The organism is Dactylosporangium sp. NPDC005572, assembly GCF_040605515.1.
Lineage (GTDB): Bacteria > Actinomycetota > Actinomycetes > Mycobacteriales > Micromonosporaceae > Dactylosporangium.
On the sequence record NZ_JBEXCY010000014.1, the window covers coordinates 65,295 to 83,240 of the forward strand.

The 17,946-nt window shown below is 71.6% G+C and carries 18 protein-coding genes; 16 read left to right on the forward strand and 2 right to left on the reverse strand.

Annotation, left to right across the window (positions count from 1 at the left end):
- The first annotated feature begins 3 nt into the window (after positions 1-3).
- The 11 genes from ABZS66_RS10560 (at position 4) to ABZS66_RS10610 (ending at position 10,834) form a co-directional block, all read left to right on the forward strand.
- Positions 4-1,563, forward strand: coding sequence for an amino acid permease (locus ABZS66_RS10560; RefSeq protein ID WP_354756835.1), 1,560 nt, complete (start codon positions 4-6; stop codon positions 1,561-1,563).
- A gap of 56 nt (positions 1,564-1,619) precedes the next feature.
- Positions 1,620-2,360 (forward strand): FCD domain-containing protein, encoded by a 741-nt coding sequence (locus tag ABZS66_RS10565; RefSeq protein ID WP_354756836.1) that lies wholly within the window; start codon positions 1,620-1,622, stop codon positions 2,358-2,360.
- A 36-nt stretch (positions 2,361-2,396) separates the two neighbouring features.
- Complete coding sequence (locus ABZS66_RS10570; protein WP_354756837.1) at positions 2,397-3,722, forward strand: glutamine synthetase family protein; 1,326 nt, start codon at positions 2,397-2,399, stop codon at positions 3,720-3,722.
- 113 nt (positions 3,723-3,835) lie between these two features.
- Positions 3,836-5,191, forward strand: coding sequence for an aldehyde dehydrogenase family protein (locus ABZS66_RS10575; RefSeq protein ID WP_354756838.1), 1,356 nt, complete (start codon positions 3,836-3,838; stop codon positions 5,189-5,191).
- Positions 5,192-5,959 (forward strand): 3-oxoacyl-ACP reductase, encoded by a 768-nt coding sequence (locus ABZS66_RS10580; protein WP_354756839.1) that lies wholly within the window; start codon positions 5,192-5,194, stop codon positions 5,957-5,959.
- Positions 5,956-6,639, forward strand: coding sequence for a gamma-glutamyl-gamma-aminobutyrate hydrolase family protein (locus ABZS66_RS10585; RefSeq protein WP_354756840.1), 684 nt, complete (start codon positions 5,956-5,958; stop codon positions 6,637-6,639). The genes ABZS66_RS10580 and ABZS66_RS10585 overlap by 4 nt, the downstream gene beginning before the upstream one ends.
- 14 nt (positions 6,640-6,653) lie before the next feature.
- On the forward strand, positions 6,654-7,565 hold the full coding sequence (locus tag ABZS66_RS10590) for an LLM class flavin-dependent oxidoreductase (protein ID WP_354756841.1): 912 nt from the start codon (positions 6,654-6,656) through the stop codon (positions 7,563-7,565).
- Positions 7,566-7,569: 4 nt separating this feature from the next.
- A complete protein-coding gene (locus ABZS66_RS10595) occupies positions 7,570-8,274 on the forward strand; it encodes a gamma-glutamyl-gamma-aminobutyrate hydrolase family protein (protein ID WP_354756842.1) in 705 nt (234 codons plus the stop codon).
- 60 nt (positions 8,275-8,334) lie between these two features.
- Positions 8,335-9,123, forward strand: coding sequence for a hypothetical protein (locus ABZS66_RS10600; protein ID WP_354756843.1), 789 nt, complete (start codon positions 8,335-8,337; stop codon positions 9,121-9,123).
- A gap of 75 nt (positions 9,124-9,198) precedes the next feature.
- On the forward strand, positions 9,199-10,056 hold the full coding sequence (gene map, locus ABZS66_RS10605; RefSeq protein ID WP_354756844.1) for a type I methionyl aminopeptidase: 858 nt from the start codon (positions 9,199-9,201) through the stop codon (positions 10,054-10,056).
- A 79-nt stretch (positions 10,057-10,135) separates the two neighbouring features.
- Complete coding sequence (locus ABZS66_RS10610) at positions 10,136-10,834, forward strand: VIT1/CCC1 transporter family protein (protein WP_354756845.1); 699 nt, start codon at positions 10,136-10,138, stop codon at positions 10,832-10,834.
- Between the two features lie 257 nt (positions 10,835-11,091).
- On the opposite strand, the gene ABZS66_RS10615 is transcribed toward ABZS66_RS10610, so the two are convergent.
- Positions 11,092-11,523, reverse strand: coding sequence for a ferritin-like domain-containing protein (locus ABZS66_RS10615; protein ID WP_354756846.1), 432 nt, complete (start codon positions 11,521-11,523; stop codon positions 11,092-11,094).
- Positions 11,524-11,602: 79 nt separating this feature from the next.
- Positions 11,603-12,073, reverse strand: coding sequence for a hypothetical protein (locus ABZS66_RS10620; protein ID WP_354756847.1), 471 nt, complete (start codon positions 12,071-12,073; stop codon positions 11,603-11,605).
- 189 nt (positions 12,074-12,262) lie between these two features.
- On the opposite strand from ABZS66_RS10620, the gene rimP reads away from it, so the two are divergent.
- From rimP to ABZS66_RS10645, 5 genes are all read left to right on the forward strand, one after another.
- Positions 12,263-12,793, forward strand: coding sequence for a ribosome maturation factor RimP (gene rimP, locus ABZS66_RS10625; RefSeq protein WP_354756848.1), 531 nt, complete (start codon positions 12,263-12,265; stop codon positions 12,791-12,793).
- A complete protein-coding gene (gene nusA / locus ABZS66_RS10630) occupies positions 12,790-13,824 on the forward strand; it encodes a transcription termination factor NusA (RefSeq protein WP_354756849.1) in 1,035 nt (344 codons plus the stop codon). Before rimP ends, nusA begins: the two co-directional genes overlap by 4 nt.
- Positions 13,825-13,859: 35 nt before the next feature.
- Positions 13,860-14,150, forward strand: coding sequence for a YlxR family protein (locus tag ABZS66_RS10635; protein ID WP_354756880.1), 291 nt, complete (start codon positions 13,860-13,862; stop codon positions 14,148-14,150).
- 161 nt (positions 14,151-14,311) lie between these two features.
- Complete coding sequence (gene infB / locus ABZS66_RS10640; protein WP_354756850.1) at positions 14,312-17,380, forward strand: translation initiation factor IF-2; 3,069 nt, start codon at positions 14,312-14,314, stop codon at positions 17,378-17,380.
- A 103-nt stretch (positions 17,381-17,483) separates the two neighbouring features.
- Entirely contained in the window at positions 17,484-17,888 is a 405-nt protein-coding gene (locus tag ABZS66_RS10645; protein WP_354756851.1) for a hypothetical protein, read from the forward strand.
- The last annotated feature ends 58 nt before the right edge of the window (positions 17,889-17,946 follow it).

Consider the following 17,946-nt stretch of genomic DNA (forward strand, 5'->3'; position numbering starts at 1 on the left):
CCCATGTCGGCATCGCCGACCCAGGCCGACCGGCCGCTCGACGACGACGAGCGGCGGCTCGCCGAACTGGGTTACAAGCAGGAGCTCCGGCGCAAGTGGAGCGGGTTCTCCAACTTCGCCATCTCGTTCTCCATCATCTCGATCCTCGCCGGCTGCTTCACGACGTTCGGCCAGGCCTGGATGAACGGCGGTCCGATCGCCATCTCGTGGGGCTGGCCGCTCATCTCGATCTTCATCCTGATCATCGGGTTCTGCATGTCGGAGCTGGTGTCGGCGTACCCGACGGCCGGCGGCATCTACTGGTGGGCCGCGAAGATGGGCAAGCCCGTCCACGGCTGGTTCACCGGCTGGCTCAACCTGGTCGGGCTCATCGCGGTGACCGCGTCGGTCGACTACGGCTGCGCGACCTTCCTCAGCCTGGTGCTCGACGCCTACAGCTCGTGGGACAGCGGCAACCTGAACCTGACGTTCCTGCTCTTCGTGCTGATCCTGGCCGCCCACGTGGCGATCAACATCTGGGGCCACAACATCATCGACGTGCTCCAGAACGTCTCGGTGTGGTGGCACGTCGCGGGCGCGGCGGTCGTCGTGCTGATCCTGGTCTTCGTGCCGGAGAAGCACCAGAGCCTCTCGTTCGTGTTCACCGAGCGGTTCAACAACTCCGGCTACTCCGACGCCACCTACTGGTTCCTGGTGCTGCCGTTCGGCTTCCTGCTCACGCAGTACACCATCACCGGCTTCGACGCCTGCGCCCACGTCTCCGAGGAGACCAAGGGCGCCTCGACCGCCGCCGCGAAGGGGCTCTGGCAGTCCATCTTCTACTCGGCGATCGGCGGCTGGATCCTGCTGCTGGCGTTCCTCTTCGCGGCGACCGACGTCGAGGCGATCACCGCGGCGAACGGCTTCTCCGGCGCCATCTTCGAGACCGCGCTGAGCGCCGGCTTCTTCAAGGCGGTCATCCTGATCTCCACGATCGGGCAGTTCTTCTGCGGCATGAGCTGCGTGACGAGCATGTCCCGGATGACCTACGCGTTCAGCCGGGACCGGGCCGTGCCGGGCTGGCGGCTGTGGTCCAAGGTGGACCGCAACGGCACGCCGGTCAACGCCATCATCGGCGCGGCCATCGCCGGCCTGGTGCTGACCCTGCCGGCGCTCTACAAGAGCCCGTCGGGCGCGCCCACTGCGTTCTACGCCGTGGTCTCGGTGGCGGTCATCGGCCTCTACCTCGCGTTCCTGATCCCGATCTACCTGCGGCTGCGGATGGGCGACCGGTTCGTGCCCGGCCCGTGGACGCTCGGCAGCAAGTACAAGGTGCTCGGCTGGATCGCGGTCGTCGAGATCATCGTGGTCTCGATCTACTTCATCATGCCGTTCACGCCGACCGCGATCCCCGGCAACAAGGACTTCACGTTCACGGCCGTGAACTACGCGCCGATCGCGATCCTGATCGTCATCGGCGGCGCCGCGGCCTGGTGGTTCATGTCGGCGAAGCACTGGTTCACCGGCCCGATCCGGACGATCGACGAGGCCCCGGAATCGGCCACGGCCAAGGCCACTGAGTAGGGAATGATGTGGTCCGGGCCGGGAGTCCCGGCCCGGACCACGACGCGGGAGGACGGATGCCGGTGGCGGCGGAGCCCTTGTCGAGCGTGCCGATGTGGCGCCCGGTGCGGGGCGGCAACGCCTTCGAGATCACCGTCGCCCGGCTCGCGCAGGCGATCCGGCTCGGGCTGGTGCCCGTGGGCGAGCGCCTGCCGCCCGAACGTGAGCTGGCCGAGCGCCTCCAGGTGAGCCGGGTGACCCTGCGGGAGGCGATCGCCGCCCTGCGTGAGGCCGGGTTCCTGGAGTCGCGGCGCGGGCGGTCCGGCGGCACGTTCGTGGTCCGTGCCTCGGGGGACGCCGTCGTCGCGCACGACCGCGACGCCGTCGCCCTCGCCCGCGAGATGGGCGACGCGCTGCACGACGCGCTGGACTTCCGGCGCGTGCTCGAGCCGGGCGCCGCGGCCCTCGCGGCGACCCGCGCGCTGTCCGCGCCCGACCGGGCGCACCTCGTCGCCTGCCTCGGCGCGGCCCGCACCCGCGACCCGATCACCCGGCGGGTCAACGACTCCCGGCTGCACCTGGCGATCGCCTCGGCGAGCGGCTCGACGTCGGTCACCGCCGCGATCGCCGACGTGCAACTGCGCCTGGACCGGCTGCTGGCCGCGATCCCGGTCCTGCGGCGCAATCTCGACCACTCCGACGCCCAGCACGAGCGGGTCGTGGAGGCGATCCTGGCCGGCGACCCGGCCACGGCGCGGGCCGAGATGGAGGAGCACTGCGACGCCACCGCGGCGTTGTTGCGCGGCCTGTTGGGTTGAGTTTATGGTTTGGTACTAGACCTTTAGGGGAAGCCGATGTTGACCGTCGAGCAGCTGCGCATCGCCGTGGACGAGGGCGAGATCGACACCGTCGTCGTGGCGATCACCGACATGCAGGGGCGGTTGCAGGGCAAGCGGTTCCACGCACGCCACTTCCTCGACGAGGTCGTCGCCCACGGCACCGAGGGCTGCAACTACCTGCTCGCCGTCGACGTCGAGATGAACACGGTCGACGGCTACGCCATGTCGAGCTGGGCGCGCGGCTACGGCGACTTCGCGATGATCCCCGACTTCGCCACCCTGCGCCGCATCCCGTGGCAGCCCGGCACCGCCCTCGTGCTGGCCGACCTGAGCTGGCTCGACGAGTCCGGCCCGGTGCTCGCCTCGCCGCGCCAGATCCTCCGGGCGCAGCTGGCCCGCCTCGCCGACGCCGGCCTGCGGGCGTTCACGGGCACCGAACTCGAGTTCATCGTGTACCGCAACAGCTACGAGGACGCCTACAAGCGCGGCTACCGGGACCTGACCCCGGCGAACGTCTTCAACGCCGACTACTCGCTGCTCCAGACGGCCCGGATCGAGCCGCTCCTGCGGCGCATCCGCAACGACATGGCGGGCGCCGGCCTGGTGCCGGAGAGCGCCAAGGGGGAGTGCAACCTCGGCCAGCACGAGATCGCCTTCCGCTACGACGAGGCGCTGCGCAACGCCGACGGGCACACGCTGTACAAGAACGGGGCCAAGGAGATCGCCGCCCAGGAGGGCGTCTCCATCACCTTCATGGCCAAGCCCAACGCGCGGGAGGGCAACTCCTGCCACATCCACTTCTCGCTGCGCGACGCGGGCGGCCCGGTCGGCGACGCGGTCTTCCACCACGCGATGGCCGGCCTGCTGGCGACGATGCGCGAGTTCACGCTGCTCTACGCGCCGAACATCAACTCGTACAAGCGGTACCAGGCCGGCTCCTTCGCGCCGACCGCGGTGCGGTGGGGTGAGGACAACCGCACCTGCTCGCTGCGCGTCGTGGGCCACGGGGCGTCCCGCCGGGTGGAGAACCGGGTGCCGGGCGCCGACGTGAACCCGTACCTGGCGATCGCCGCCCTGGTGGCCGGCGCCCTGCACGGGATCCGCAACGAGCTGCCGCTGGAGGACATCTACACCGGCAACGCCTACGAGGACGCCGCGGCGCCGCGGGTGCCGGCGACGCTGCGCGAGGCGCTGAACCTGTGGGAGTCGAGCGCCCTGGCCCGCGAGGCCTTCGGCGAAGAGGTGGTCGAGCACTACGCGAACAACGCCCGCGTCGAACTGGCCGCGTTCGACGCGGCGGTGACCGACTGGGAGCTGCTGCGCGGCTTCGAACGCCTGTGACACCCGTGGCTTCCGCGCCGACCTTGGAGTTGCGGTCCCGGATAAAACGGATATGCCGGGAATATTAGGGACCACCAGTTCAAGATCGGGGCGGTACAGGAAGGAATACAGGAGTGCATGACGTCATTTCGCCGGTGACCGAAGAGGTCGTCGCCACCGTGCCGGCCACCTCCGTCGAGGAGACCGACGCGGCCGTCGAGCGGGCGCAGCGGGCGTTCGAGCGCTGGCGGAACGTCGCGCCGGGGGACCGGGCGCGGTTGCTGCGGCGCTTCGCCGCCGTGGTCGACGCGCACAACGAGGAGCTCGCGCAGCTCGAGGTGCGCAACTCCGGCCACACCATCGGCAACGCCCGCTGGGAGGCCGGCAACGTCCGCGACGTCCTCGACTACTACGCCGGAGCGCCCGAGCGGCTCAGCGGCCGCCAGATCCCCGTCGCCGGCGGCATCGACGTCACCTTCTACGAGCCGCTGGGCGTGGTGGGCATCATCGTGCCCTGGAACTTCCCCATGCCCATCGCCGGCTGGGGCTTCGGCCCCGCCCTCGCGGCCGGCAACACCGTGGTGCTCAAGCCGGCCGAGCTCACCCCGCTGACCGCCATCCGCCTCGGCGAGCTGGCCCTGGAGGCCGGTCTGCCGGAGGGCGTGTTCACGGTACTGCCGGGGAAGGGCTCCGTCGTCGGGCAGCGGTTCGTCACCCACCCGCTCGTCCGCAAGGTCTGCTTCACGGGCTCCACCGACGTCGGCAAGCAGATCATGGCCGGCTGCGCCGACCAGGTGAAGCGGGTGACCCTGGAGCTCGGCGGCAAGAGCGCCAACATCGTGTTCGCCGACGCCGACCTGGAGAAGGCGGCCGCCGGCGCGCCCGGCGCCGTGTTCGACAACGCCGGCCAGGACTGCTGCGCCCGGTCCCGGCTGCTGGTGCAGGCGAGCGTGTACGACCGGTTCCTCGGCCTGCTGGAGCAGTCCGTGAAGGCGTTCCGCTGCGAGGACCCGGCCCTGGAGACCGCGCAGATGGGCCCGCTGATCTCCAGCGGCCAGCGCGAGTCCGTCAAATCGTACATATCCGAAAAGGAAGTGCTTTTCACGGGCAGTGCGCCGGACGGCAAGGGCTGGTGGATGCCGCCGACCGTTGTCGGCGCCCGGTCGACCGACGACCAGCACTGGCGTGAGGAGATCTTCGGCCCGGTCCTGTCGGTCATGCCGTTCGACGACGAGGACGACGCGATCCGGAAGGCCAACGACACCGAGTACGGGCTGTCGGGCTCGATCTGGACCGGCGACCTGGGCCGCGGCATCCGGGTCGCCCGCGGCGTCGAGGCGGGCAACCTCAGCGTCAACTCCAACTCCTCGGTCCGCTACTGGACCCCGTTCGGCGGGGTCAAACAGAGCGGCCTGGGGCGCGAGCTCGGGCCGGACGCGGTCGCCGCGTTCAGCGAGGTCAAGAACGTCTACTTCAGCACGGAGGCATAGGTGCAGGCACGTCTGCAGGACCGCGTCGCGGTCATCACCGGCGCCGGCAGCGGCATCGGGCTCGCCACCGCCCGCCGGTTCGCGTCGGAGGGCGCGAAGATCGTGGCGGTCGACCTCAACGAGGACGCGGGGAAGGCCGCGGCCGAGGAGGTGGGCGGCGAGTTCGTGGCCGCCGACGTGGCCGACGAGGAGGCCGTCAAGGCGCTCTTCGACGGGGTCGTCGAGCGCCACGGGCGCGTCGACATCGCCTTCAACAACGCCGGCATCTCGCCGCCCGACGACGACTCGATCCTCGAGACGGGCATCGAGGCGTGGGAGCGGGTCCTGAAGGTCAACACGACCAGCGTCTACTACTGCTGCAAGTACGTCATCCCGCACATGCTGGCGCAGGGCAAGGGCTCGATCATCAACACGGCCAGCTTCGTGGCCCTGCTGGGCGCCGCGACCTCGCAGATCGCCTACACGGCGAGCAAGGGCGCCGTGCTGTCGATGACCCGCGAGCTCGGCGTCCAGTTCGCCCGCCAGGGCATCCGGGTCAACGCGCTGTGCCCCGGCCCGATCGCGACCCCGCTGCTCATGGAGCTGTTCGCGAAGGACCCGGAGCGGGCGGCCCGGCGGCTGGTGCACGTCCCGATGGGCCGCTTCGGCACCCCGGAGGAGATCGCCGGCGCGGTGGCGTTCCTGGCCAGCGACGACTCGTCCTTCATCACCGCCTCGACGTTCCTGGTCGACGGCGGCATCACCGGCGCGTACGTGACCCCGCTATGAGACCGCTGGTCGGGATCACGGCCTATGCCGAGCCGGCGCGCTGGGGCGTCTGGGACACCCGGGCGGTGCTGATTCCGGAGTCGTACGTGCGGATGGTGCGCGACGCCGGAGCCCGCCCGGTCGTCCTGCCGCCCGACGCCGGAGACGACGCCGCCGGGCTCGTCGGGCGGCTCGACGGCCTCGTGCTGGCCGGCGGCGCGGACATCGAGCCGTCGCAGTACGGCGCCGAGGCGCACCCGACGACGAAGACCCGGCCCGACCGGGACGCCGGCGAGCTGGCCGTGCTGCGGGCCGCGCTCGACGCCGACCTGCCGGTGCTGGGCGTGTGCCGTGGCATGGAGCTGCTCGCCGTCGCCTACGGGGGCACGCTGTACCAGCACCTGCCCGACCTGCTGGGCAACGATCGCCACCAGCCGGCCCCGGGCGTCTACGGCGCCCACCCGGCGCGCTTCGCCACGGGTTCCCGGGCGGCTGAGATCTTCGGGCCGGCGGCGGAGGTCAACTCGTACCACCACCAGGGGGTCGACAAGCCCGGCACGCTGACGGTCACCGGCTGGTCCGACGACGAGGTGACCGAGGCGGTCGAGGACCCGGCCCGCCGGTTCGTCCTCGGCGTCCAGTGGCACCCGGAGGAGGCGAGTGACGTCCGTCCCTTCGCGGCGCTCGTGCGGGCGATCTGAGTAGGTTGGGTGGCATGCGGATCGGGTTCGGGCTGCCGGTGTCGGGCTCGTGGGCCACGCCGGAGCGGCTGGTGCAGGTGGCGGCCGAGGCGGAGCGGCAGGGTTACGACTCGCTCTGGACGTTCCAGCGCCTGCTGGTGGGCGCTGACCAGGAGCTCGACCCGGTGTACCGCAGCGTCCTCGACCCGATCGTCGCGCTGAGCTTCGCCGCCGCGCGGACCAGCACGATCCGGCTCGGCGTGGCGGTCGTCAACCTGCCGTTCCTGTCGCCCGCGTACCTCGCCAAGCAGGCCGGCACGCTCGACCTGCTCAGCGGCGGCCGGCTCGACCTGGGCCTGGGCACGGGCTGGTCGCCCGCCGAGTTCGCCGCCACCGGCGGGTCCGTCGAGCACCGGGCGAAGCGGGTGCGGGAGTACGTCGCCGTGCTGCGCACGCTCTGGAACGACGAGGTCAGCGCGTTCGACGGCGACCTCTACCCGCTGCCGCCGAGCCGGATGGCGCCGAAGCCCCCGGGCCCGCAGCTGCTGCTCGGCGGCTCGGTGCCGGCGGCGCTCGCGCGGGCCGGCGAGATCGCCGACGGCTGGGTCAGCCGCAGCGCGACCGACCTGACCCACATCCACCGCGACGTCGAGCTGGTCCGGGCCGGCGCCGAGAAGGCCGGCAAGGACCCGTCGAAGGTGCGCGTGGTGTGCCGCGGTGTGGTCCGGCTCAGCGACCGACCGCTCGGGGACTCCCGCCGGCGGCTGGAGGGCTCGTACGAGCAGGTGCGCGAGGACGCGGCCTGGCTCGTCACCCAGGGCGTCACCGAGGTGTTCTACGACCTCAACTGGGATGGCCGGATCGCCCACCCCGAAGCTGACCCTTCGGCTGCCCTGGATCTGGCCTTGGAGATCCTCCACAACCTCACACCCGCCGGGTTAGGTTGATGGCATGTCGCGACCGGTCATCGGCCTGACCACCTACGCCGAGGAGACCCGTTTCGGGCTCAACGACACGTTCTCCGCGGTCCTGCCCCTGTCGTACGTCCACGCCGTGCACGTCTCGGGCGGCCGTGCGGTCCTCGTCACCCCGGACGACCCGGACATCGACGTGCTCGAGGGCCTGGACGGGATCATGTTCACGGGCGGCTCCGACGTGAACCCCGACCTCTACGGCGAGCCGCCGCACCCCACCACCAAGGTCAAGCCGGAGCGGGACGCGGCCGAGCTGCTGCTCATGCGCGCCGCGCTCGACGCGGACCTGCCGCTCTTCGCCATCTGCCGGGGCATGCAGCTGATGTGTGTCGCCTACGGCGGCCGCCTCCACCAGCACCTCCCCGACGTGCTGGGCCACAACAACCACCGTCCGGTGAGCGGTCCGAAGTTCGGTGAGCATCCGGTCCAGCTCGCGCCGGGGTCGAGGGCTTCAGCGGTACTGGGCGAGGCCGTCATCGTGAACTCCTTCCACCACCAGGGCATCGCCGACCCGGGCAAGCTCACGGCGACGGGCTGGTGCCCGGAGGACGACCTGATCGAGGTCGTGGAGGACCCGTCGAAGACCTTCGCGATCGGCGTCCAGTGGCACCCGGAGGACACCACGGACTTCCGCCTGTTCGAGGCCTTCGTGGAGGCCGCCCGAGCACACCGGGGCCGCTGACCGCTGTCCGGTTGGTGCCAGCTTGCGGCGCGCGCGGTGTGGGATTCCTAACCTGCATCCATGAGGAAGCTGTTCGCGATCGAGCACATGCGCACGATGCTCATGATGGCGTTCGTGTACATCCCGTTGATCGTCGGTGTGATGTGGCTCGGCCTGGCGCTGGTCGTCGGCGGCGGCGACGAGCCGGTGGATCCGAGTTTCCACCTGTACCTCGGGATCGCCATGGTGGCGGCGCTGCTCATCACGATGGCCGTGCTGCTGTGGTTCATGTTCGCCGTGCTGCGGCCGCAGCGGTACATCCAGGACATGGACCGGCTGGCCGCCGGTGAGCACTGGGTCCACTGGGCCTACGACGAGGCGCAGTGGAAGGCCGCCAACACGGTCGAGTCGGCCCGGGTGCGCCGCGGCTTCGGCGCCGCCCAGTACGGGCTCGTCCTCGGCGCTGTCGTCCTGCTCATCGGGCTGCTCGTCGGCGGTGAGGACGGCAGCACCTTCGTCTTCGTCGGTGGGGTCCTGATCGTGACCACGTGCGGCGCCATGGTCCTCATGTGGCTCAGCGGGTCCGCGACCTTCGCCCGGGACGCCCGGACGGGGCAGGTGTCCATCAGCGGGCTCGGCGTGCTGCGGCGGCCGGGCGGCTACTCGGCGTTCGCGGCGATCGGTCCGCTGAAGTCGGTGGGGTTCGTCGCCGGGCCGTCGCCGAGGGTGGTCTTCACCGTCGTCCAGAACGGGCGGTACGGCGCCGTGTCCGACTACCAGACGGCCGACCTCCTGGTGCCCGCCGGGCGGGAGGACGAGGCACGGGCGCTGGTCGAGCGGTTCAACACGGAGGTGCTGAAGGCCTCATGAGGCGGGCCCACCTCGTCGATCATGCTGACGGGGTTGCCCGGACGGCCGTGTGTTGATGCGCGTTAGGCTTTCCGCATGACCGTCCGCGCCTCGCTCGTCCCCGGCGTCCAGACCCCCTGGCGCCAGGTTCCCGCCGGCATCGCCCGGCCCGAGTACGTCGGGAAGCGCGCACCGCAGAAGCATCGCGGGTCCGACGTCCAGACGCCGGAGATCATCGAGCGCATGCGGGTCGCGAGCCGGCTGGCCGCCCAGGCGACGGTGCTCGCCGGCGAGCACGCCAAGCCGGGGGTGACGACCGACGAGATCGACCGGGTCGTGCACGAGTTCCTGTGCGACCACGGTGCCTATCCGTCGACGCTGGGGTACAAGAGCTTCCCCAAGTCCTGCTGCACCTCGCTCAACGAGGTCATCTGCCACGGCATCCCCGACTCGACGGTGATCGAGGACGGCGACATCCTCAACGTCGACGTCACGGCCTTCATCGGCGGCGTGCACGGCGACACCAACCAGACGTTCTGCGTCGGCGACGTCTCGGAGGAGGCGCGGCTGCTCGTCGAGCGCACCCGCGAGGCGATGATGCGCGGCATCCGGGCCGTCGCGCCGGGCCGCCCGCTCAACGCGATCGGCCGGGTCATCGAGGCGTACGCGAAGCGGTTCCACTACGGCGTGGTCCGGGACTTCACCGGCCACGGCATCAACGAGGTCTTCCACACCGGGCTCTACGTGCCGCACTACGACAACCCGCGGCTCACGACGATCATGGAGCCGGGCATGACGTTCACGATCGAGCCGATGATCACGCTCGGCACGCACGAGTACGACATCTGGAAGGACGGCTGGACGGTGGTCACCAAGGACCGCCGGTGGACCGCCCAGTTCGAGCACACGATCGTGGTGACCGAGGACGGCTTCGAGATCCTGACCCTGCCGTGAGCGGTCCGGAGCGGAGCGGAGGGGCCGCTCACCATCGGCTCAGTCTGAACTCACGGCGCCGCAGCGAAGCGGAGGCGCCGTGAGCCACCCTGCGGCTGAGGACGCGCATCATCACGCCGACGTTTCCGGGGGCTGGCTGCGCGCGGCCGTGTTCGGGGCGATGGACGGGCTGGTCACCAACATCGCGCTGATCGCCGGGGTCGGCGGCGGCGGGGTCGGGGCCGACGACATCGTGCTCACCGGCACGGCCGGCCTGGTCGCCGGAGCGATCTCGATGGGCCTGGGGGAGTACACCAGCGTCCGCGCGCAGAACGAGCAGCTCGCGGCCGAGGTGGCCAAGGAGCGGCAGGAGCTCATCAAGTTTCCGGAGGCGGAGGCGGCGGAGCTGGCCCGCGTCTGGGAGGCCCGCGGGGTGCCGCCCGAGCTGGCGCTGCAGGTCGCCTCGATCGTGGGGCGCAATCCCGACGAGGCCGTGCGCGTGCACGCTCAGGAGGAGCTCGGGATGGACCCGGACGACTCACCCAGTCCGTGGGTCGCCGCCGGATCGTCCTTCGTCTGTTTTTCGATCGGTGCTCTGGTGCCGCTCCTGCCCTACCTGCTGGGAGCGGCCTCGTTGACGCTTTCCCTCGCGGCAGGCGGCGCCGGGCTGTTCGTGGCCGGGGCACTGGTGGCCCGGTTCACCCGGCGGCAGTGGTGGTGGTCGGGGCTGCGGCAGCTGTTGCTCGGCGCGGCCGCGGCCGGGGCTACGTTCGGCATCGGTCTGCTGTTCGCGGCCTAGTAGTTGGTCCTGGTCGGGGCCTGTCGGCTCTGGACCCATAGGCCGTCTCGGGGTTGTGTGGACCCCGAGACGGCAGGGCTCACGAGACGGGTGTGTGACTAACGACGCGGCTGCATCGTCGGACCGGCCCACGCGGTGCGGCGCATGTTGGCCTCCTCTCATTGGACGCTCGTGGCGTGATGCAACGATCGTCGCGGAGCGGACAGCTCTACGGGGTGACGCGGCCTTGCTGTGGCACGCTTTCGGGAGTAGTGCCGTCAGACCTTTCCCGGGAACGGGACCGACACCGGGGTGGTGCCGGCCGCCTGGCGGAACGCCACGGCCCTGGTCGCGCAGTCGATCAGGGCGTCCAGCGACAGCTTCCGGACCTCGCCGGCGGTCACCGGCAGCGCGAGCCGCCACTGTGCCGCGGTGCGCTCCTCGATCAGCACCGCGAGCTTGAGCGCCGAGGCGCGGTCGGTGACCGGGAACGGCATCTGGTAGGCCGGCGCGGCCGCCGGCGCGGTGACCCCGGCGCCGGCGAGGCGCACGATCAGCGCGTCGCGGCGGTTGCGGTGCGCCGACTCGGCGGTGCGGGCCAGGCCGATCGTGCCGCCGTCGAGCTTCGGCCCGGCGATGCCGAAGCCGTAGATCGCGGCGTGCTCGGCCTGCAGCGCCGCGATGAGCCGCTCGTCGGCGGGCGTGGTCATGCAGCCTCCGCTTCGCTCCGGCCGCATGCCGCCATGCTGAGCCCCTGATGCCCGGCCCCTGCGCTCCGCTCCGGACCGGTCATGTCAGCACCTCCACGTGGCCGGCGCGGCAGGCGGCGATCGAGCCGAGCAGCGCGGCCCGGTACGACGGGGCGGCCAGGCAGGCGCCCTCGGCGTCCTCGCGCCCCTTGCGCTCCAGGTTGACCAGCTCGGTGAGGGCGGCCCCCTGATCGGTGGGGAGGGCGGTGGCCGATGTGGAGGGCTGCGGGAACGGGCCCTCCTCGGGCAGCCCGATCTCCCGGGCGAGCGCGATCACGTGCTGCGCGTGGTCGTCCTTGAGCGGGCCCAGCCGGTCCTGGAGGGCCGGGAACGCGGTCAGCGCCTCGCCATACCGGTCGCGCAGCTCCACGGTCCGCTGGAGCAGCGGGAGCAGCACGTCGGGCGCCGGGTGCCAGACGGCGGTGCGCTCGGTGGGGATGTCGCACCCCGCGGACAGCCCGGTCGCGAGCGCGGCGGCACCGGCGAGCACGGCTCTGCGGGCGATGGACACGCGCAATAGTCAACACCATCCGGGCCCCTCGCGATGCACCCGACTCACCGTCCGGGTCGCCTTTGGAGCGCCGCTGGGACGCTTCGCTCCGGGTCGCGTTACGCTCTGCCTGAGCCGCCCGCGAGATCTGACGCAGGCGGCGTGAGCGGTGTGCCCGGGAAACGGGTATAACCAGGGAGGGTGTCGACCGTGGTTCAGCATCGTCAGCGCCTGCTTACGGTGGTCGAGCCCGTCGTCACCGCGGCGGGATACGACCTGGAGGACCTGTCGGTCAGCCGGGTCGGCCGCCGCCATCTCGTCCGGATCGCGGTCGACAGCGATCACGGCGTCGACCTCGATCGCGTCGCCGACCTGTCCCGGGCGATCTCCACCGCCCTCGACAAGGCCGAGGCGGAGGGCGACGAGCTCATCGCGGGGGAGTATGAGCTGGAGGTCGGTTCGCCGGGCGTCGACCGGCCGCTGACCGAGCCCCGGCACTGGCGGCGCAACCGCGCCCGCCTGGTGAAGGTGCGGGTGGACGGGCGCCAGGTGACCGGCCGCGTGCTGGCCGCCGACGACGCCGGCGTGACGCTGGACGTCGACGGCGCCAAGCAGGCGGTGGCCTACGGCTCGCTCGGGTCGGGCCGGGTGCAGGTCGAGCTGAAGCGCCTGGAAGAGCTGCCCGACCTGCCAGACCTTGATGATGACGACGACGACGAGGAAGAGGAGGACGGGGAGTGAACATCGACCTGGCGGCCCTCCGCGCGCTGGAGCGCGAGCGGGAGATCCCGTTCGAGACCATCCTCGCGGCGATCGAGACGGCCCTGCTGACTGCCTACCGGCACACCGAGGGCGCCAACCCGCATGCCCGGGTCGAGATCGACCGGCGCACGGGCACGGCCTCCGTGCTGGCCCAGGACCTCGACGAGGACGGCACGATCGTCCGTGAGTACGACGACACCCCGCACGACTTCGGCCGCATCGCCGCGATGACCGCCAAGCAGGTCATCCTGCAGCGGCTGCGCGAGGCGACCGACGAGGCGCACTTCGGCGAGTACGTCGGGCGCGACGGTGACCTCGTCACCGGCGTGATCCAGGCGCACGAGGCCCGGGCCGAGAAGGGCATCGTCACCATCGACCTCGGCAAGATCGAGGGGATGCTGCCGGCGGCCGAGCAGGTGCCCGGCGAGCGATACGAGCACGGGCAGCGGATCAAGGCGATCGTCGTCCACGTCGCCAAGGGCTTCCGCGGCCCGCAGGTCACCCTGTCCCGGTCCCACCCCAACCTGGTGAAGCGGCTGTTCGCCCTGGAGGTGCCGGAGATCGCCGACGGCACCGTGGAGATCGCGGCCATCGCCCGGGAGGCCGGCCATCGGACCAAGATCGCGGTCCGTTCGACGGTGCAGGGGGTGAACGCGAAGGGGGCATGCATCGGCCCGATGGGCCAGCGGGTCCGGGCCGTGATGAGCGAGTTGCATGGCGAAAAGATCGACATCATCGACTGGTCGGATGATCCGGCGCAGTTCGTGGGAAATGCCCTTTCTCCCGCCAAAGCGCTCAACGTCGAGGTGGTCGACGCGGCCAACCGAGCGGCCCGCGTGACCGTCCCCGACTTCCAGCTTTCCCTGGCCATCGGCCGTGAGGGCCAGAACGCGCGGCTCGCCGCACGCCTCACCGGCTGGCGTATCGACATCCGCCCAGACAACGCGGCGGACGGCAACGTCGATCACGTCACCGGACCGGGCGCGGCGCGAGCCGAAAGTGCAGGGTAGACTTCTTGACGGTACGTCGCACGCCCCCGGCTGGCTTGCCCGCGGACCCGGCTGCGCCGGTTCGCACCTGTGTTGGTTGCCGGAAGCGTGCGTCTTCCTCCGAGTTGTTGCGGTTTGTCGCGATCGAGTCCGGCCCTGACCAGTTCACGGCTGTGCCCGATCCGGCCCGCAAACGGCCGGGTCGGGGAGCGCACTTGCATCCTGATCCGGCTTGCCTCGCGCTGGCGGAACGCAAACGCGCCTTCGGGCGGGCCCTGCGTCTCACCGGGGTCTTCGATCCCGGTCCGCTGGCCGAAGCGATTGCGGCTGTGGGCACTTCGCAGTGAGTTCGGAACCGCCGGTGGTGAGTGCGCGACGCACTCACCCGGACACGCAAGGTAGGACGACGGACATGAGCACACGATGAAGTCCCTGAGATGACCAGGCTTCAAGTGCACGAGTGAGGTCGGAGCGGAACTTGCCGCCCGGCCTCGAGGTGAGGAGTGTAGTGGCAGGCAAGGCCCGCGTACACGAGCTGGCGAAAGAGCTCGGGGTCGAAAGCAAGACCGTGCTCGCGAAGCTGCAGGAGCTTGGCGAATACGTGAAGTCCGCATCCAGCACGGTCGAAGCGCCCGTGGCGCGCCGGCTGCGTGCGAGCTTCGAATCCGGAGGGTCCGTCTCGGCACCCTCGGCACCTCCTGCGCCGGCACCTTCGGCTCCGGCCGCGCCCGTTCCGACGGCACCGCGCCCGACGCCGACCAGCCCGGCAGCCAAGCCCTTTGCGCCTCCGAAGCGGCCGCAGCCGCCGACGAGCGGCGGCCCGGGTGGCGGGTCGGGCGGTGGACGAGGCCCCGTGCCCGGTCCGCCGCGCCCCACGCCGCCGGCGGTCAAGCCGACGAGCGCACACGACATCGAGGTGGCGGCCGCGGAGCAGCGTGCCGCCGCGCTGAAGGCTGAGCAGGAAGCGACCATGAAGGCCGCTCAGCAGGCCCGTCAGCGCGAGAACACCCGGCGCGACTCGCCCCCGTCAGGTGGCGGCGCGCCCACGCCCGGCCCGCGTCCCGGCCCCGCCCCGGCCCCGCCGGCTGCCGGTGGCCCGACGCCCGGCCCCGGTCCGCGCCCCGGTCAGGGTCCGCGGCCCGGCGGCGGTCCGCGCCAGCCGGCGCGTTCCCCGGGCAACAACCCGTTCGGCGTGTCCGGCGGCGGGGCCCCGCGTCCCCCGGCGGCCGGCGGCGGCAACATCCCGCGGCCCAACCCGTCCTCGATGCCGCCGCGGCCCAACCCCGCCTCGATGGGCGGCCCCCGGCCGAACCCGTCGCAGATGCCCAGCCAGCGTCCGGGTCGCCCGGGCGGTGGCCCCGGCGGTGACCGTCCCGGTCGTCCGGGTGGCGGTGGCGGCGGTGGCTTCCGCGGCGGTCCCGGTGGCGGCGGCGCCGGTCGTCCCGGCGGTCCGGGCGGCGGCGGTGGCGGTGGCTTCCGTGGCGGTCCCGGTGGCGGCGGCGGCGGCGGTGGCTTCCGTGGCGGTCCCGGTGGCGGCGGCGGTGGCGGTGGCTTCCGTGGCGGCCCTGGTGGCGGCGGCGGTGGCGCGCCCGGCGCGGGTGCCGGCACTGCCGGTCGCCCCGGCGGTGGCGCCGGCGGTCGTGGCCGTGGCGGCGGTGCCGCGGGTGCCTTCGGGCGTCCGGGCGGTCGCCCGACCCGTGGCCGGAAGTCGAAGAAGCAGCGCAGACAAGAGTTCGACAACCTGTCCGCGCCCACCATGGGCTCGGGTGCCCCGCGGGGTCAGGGTCAGGCGATCCGTCTCCCGCAGGGTGCGTCGCTGTCGGACTTCGCCGACCGCATCAACGCCAACCCGGGCTCGCTCGTCCAGGAGATGTTCAACCTGGGCGAGATGGTGACGGCCACCCAGTCGTGCACCAACGAGACGCTGCTGCTGCTCGGCGAGCACCTCGGCTTCGACGTGCAGATCGTCAGCCCCGAGGACGAGGACCGCGAGCTGCTGGCCCGCTTCGACATCGACCTCGACGCCGACGTCGACGAGGAGCGCCTCGTCACCCGGCCGCCGGTCGTGACCGTCATGGGTCACGTCGACCACGGCAAGACGAAGCTGCTGGACGCGATCCGGCAGACCAACGTCGCCGCGGGCGAGGCGGGTGGCATCACCCAGCACATCGGTGCCTACCAGGTGCACGTCGACCACGACGGTGAAGACCGCGCGATCACGTTCATCGACACCCCGGGTCACGAGGCGTTCACCGCCATGCGTGCCCGCGGTGCCCAGGCCACGGACATCGTGGTCCTGGTGGTGGCGGCCGACGACGGCGTGATGCCCCAGACGATCGAGGCGTTGAACCACGCCCAGGCGGCCGAGGTGCCGATCGTGGTCGCGGTCAACAAGATCGACAAGCCGGAGGCGAACCCGGGCAAGGTCCGCCAGGAGCTCACGCAGTACGGGCTGGTCGCCGAGGAGTACGGCGGCGAGACCATGTTCGTCGACATCTCGGCGAAGAGCCGCATCAACATCGAGAGTCTCCTCGAGGCGGTGCTGCTCACCGCCGACGCGGCGCTCGACCTGCGGGCTCCGATCGACGGCCCGGCCCAGGGCATCGCGATCGAGTCGCACCTCGACCGTGGCCGTGGCCCGGTCGCGACCGTGCTGGTCGAGAAGGGCACGCTCAACGTCGGTGACTCGATCGTCGCCGGCCGGGCGTACGGTCGCGTCCGCGCGATGCTCGACGAGAACGGCAAGCCCGTCCCGCACGCCGGCCCGGCCCGCCCGGTGCTGGTGCTCGGTCTGACCTCGGTGCCCGGCGCCGGCGACACGTTCCTCGCCGCCGACGACGACCGCACCGCGCGGCAGATCGCCGAGCAGCGGCAGGCCCGCCGCCGCGCGGCCGAGATGGCCACGCGCACCGGCCGGGTCACCCTTGAGACGCTCTTCGAGCAGCTCAAGGAGGGCGAGAAGACCACGCTCAACCTGATCCTCAAGGGTGACGGTTCGGGCTCGGTCGAGGCGCTCGAGGACGCCCTGGTCAAGATCGTGGTCTCGGACGAGGTCCAGCTGCGCATCATCCACCGGGGTGTCGGTGCGGTCACCCAGGACGACGTCAACCTGGCGAGCGCGTCGGACGCGATCATCATCGGGTTCAACGTGCGGGCCGAGGGTCGCACCCGGGAGCTGGCCGACCGCGAGGGCGTGGAGATCCGGTATTACACCGTCATCTACCAGGCCATCGAGGAGATCGAGACCGCCCTCAAGGGCATGCTCAAGCCGATCTACGAGGAGGTCGAGCTCGGCACGGCGGAGATCCGCGAGGTCTTCCGGTCGTCCCGGTTCGGCAACATCGCCGGCTGCATCGTCCGGACGGGTCTCATCCGGCGCAACAGCAAGGCGCGCCTCATCCGCGACGGCGCGGTGGTCTCCGACAACCTGTCGATCGCCGGCCTGCGGCGGTTCAAGGACGACGCCACGGAGGTCCGCGAAGGGTTCGAGTGTGGTATCACGCTCGGCAACTACAACGACATCCAGGTGGGCGACGTCATCGAGACCTGGGAGCTGCGCGAGAAGCCGCGCGGCTGATCCCAGTCGATCACCGAAGGGGCCGCGGGTGCATCCCGCGGCCCCTTTTGGCACGTCAAAGGCATCGACGGCGGCCGAGGCGGGGCGTAGCGTCGACGGCGTCATGAGCCTTTCCTGGTGGTCGATCGAGGTCCGCGACGGGTCGCACCCGGCGCGGCAGTGGCGCGACGCCTACGCGGCCGCGCTCGTCGAGTCCGCCGTCACCCACGGCGCCCGAGACTGGGCCTGGCGCTTCGAGTCGTTCGGGGTGGTCCTGGAGATCGGCTTTGCCGAGCAGGACGACTGGCAGCGCTTCCGCGCCCTGCCGGCCGTCGTGGCGGCCCTGGACGCGGTGGAGCCCTCGACGCTCTACGTCTACCCGGGCCGCGGCGGCAGCGCCGGGGCCGGCCTGCCCCGGCGCCGTGGCCCCTTCCCGGCGGGCGGCGCGGCGCCGCTGCCGGTCGAGCCCGAGCCGCCGCTGGTCGCGAGCCCGCCGCTCGACGCCCGCCCGCCGATCCTTGTCCCCTGAGGTCCCCTGAGGTCCCCTGAGGTCCCCTGAGGTCCCCTGAGGTCCCCTGAGGTCCCGT

Bases quoted from the DNA above. Each gene is read 5' to 3' on its own strand.
- ABZS66_RS10560 (WP_354756835.1), top strand. From the start codon at position 4: ATGTCGGCATCGCCGACCCAGGCCGACCGGCCGCTCGACGACGACGAG.
- ABZS66_RS10565 (WP_354756836.1), top strand. From the start codon at position 1,620: ATGCCGGTGGCGGCGGAGCCCTTGTCGAGCGTGCCGATGTGGCGCCCG.
- ABZS66_RS10570 (WP_354756837.1), top strand. From the start codon at position 2,397: ATGTTGACCGTCGAGCAGCTGCGCATCGCCGTGGACGAGGGCGAGATC.
- ABZS66_RS10585 (WP_354756840.1), top strand. From the start codon at position 5,956: ATGAGACCGCTGGTCGGGATCACGGCCTATGCCGAGCCGGCGCGCTGG.
- ABZS66_RS10590 (WP_354756841.1), top strand. From the start codon at position 6,654: ATGCGGATCGGGTTCGGGCTGCCGGTGTCGGGCTCGTGGGCCACGCCG.
- ABZS66_RS10595 (WP_354756842.1), top strand. From the start codon at position 7,570: ATGTCGCGACCGGTCATCGGCCTGACCACCTACGCCGAGGAGACCCGT.
- ABZS66_RS10600 (WP_354756843.1), top strand. From the start codon at position 8,335: ATGAGGAAGCTGTTCGCGATCGAGCACATGCGCACGATGCTCATGATG.
- map (WP_354756844.1), top strand. From the start codon at position 9,199: ATGACCGTCCGCGCCTCGCTCGTCCCCGGCGTCCAGACCCCCTGGCGC.
- ABZS66_RS10615 (WP_354756846.1), bottom strand. From the start codon at position 11,523: ATGACCACGCCCGCCGACGAGCGGCTCATCGCGGCGCTGCAGGCCGAG.
- ABZS66_RS10645 (WP_354756851.1), top strand. From the start codon at position 17,484: ATGAGCCTTTCCTGGTGGTCGATCGAGGTCCGCGACGGGTCGCACCCG.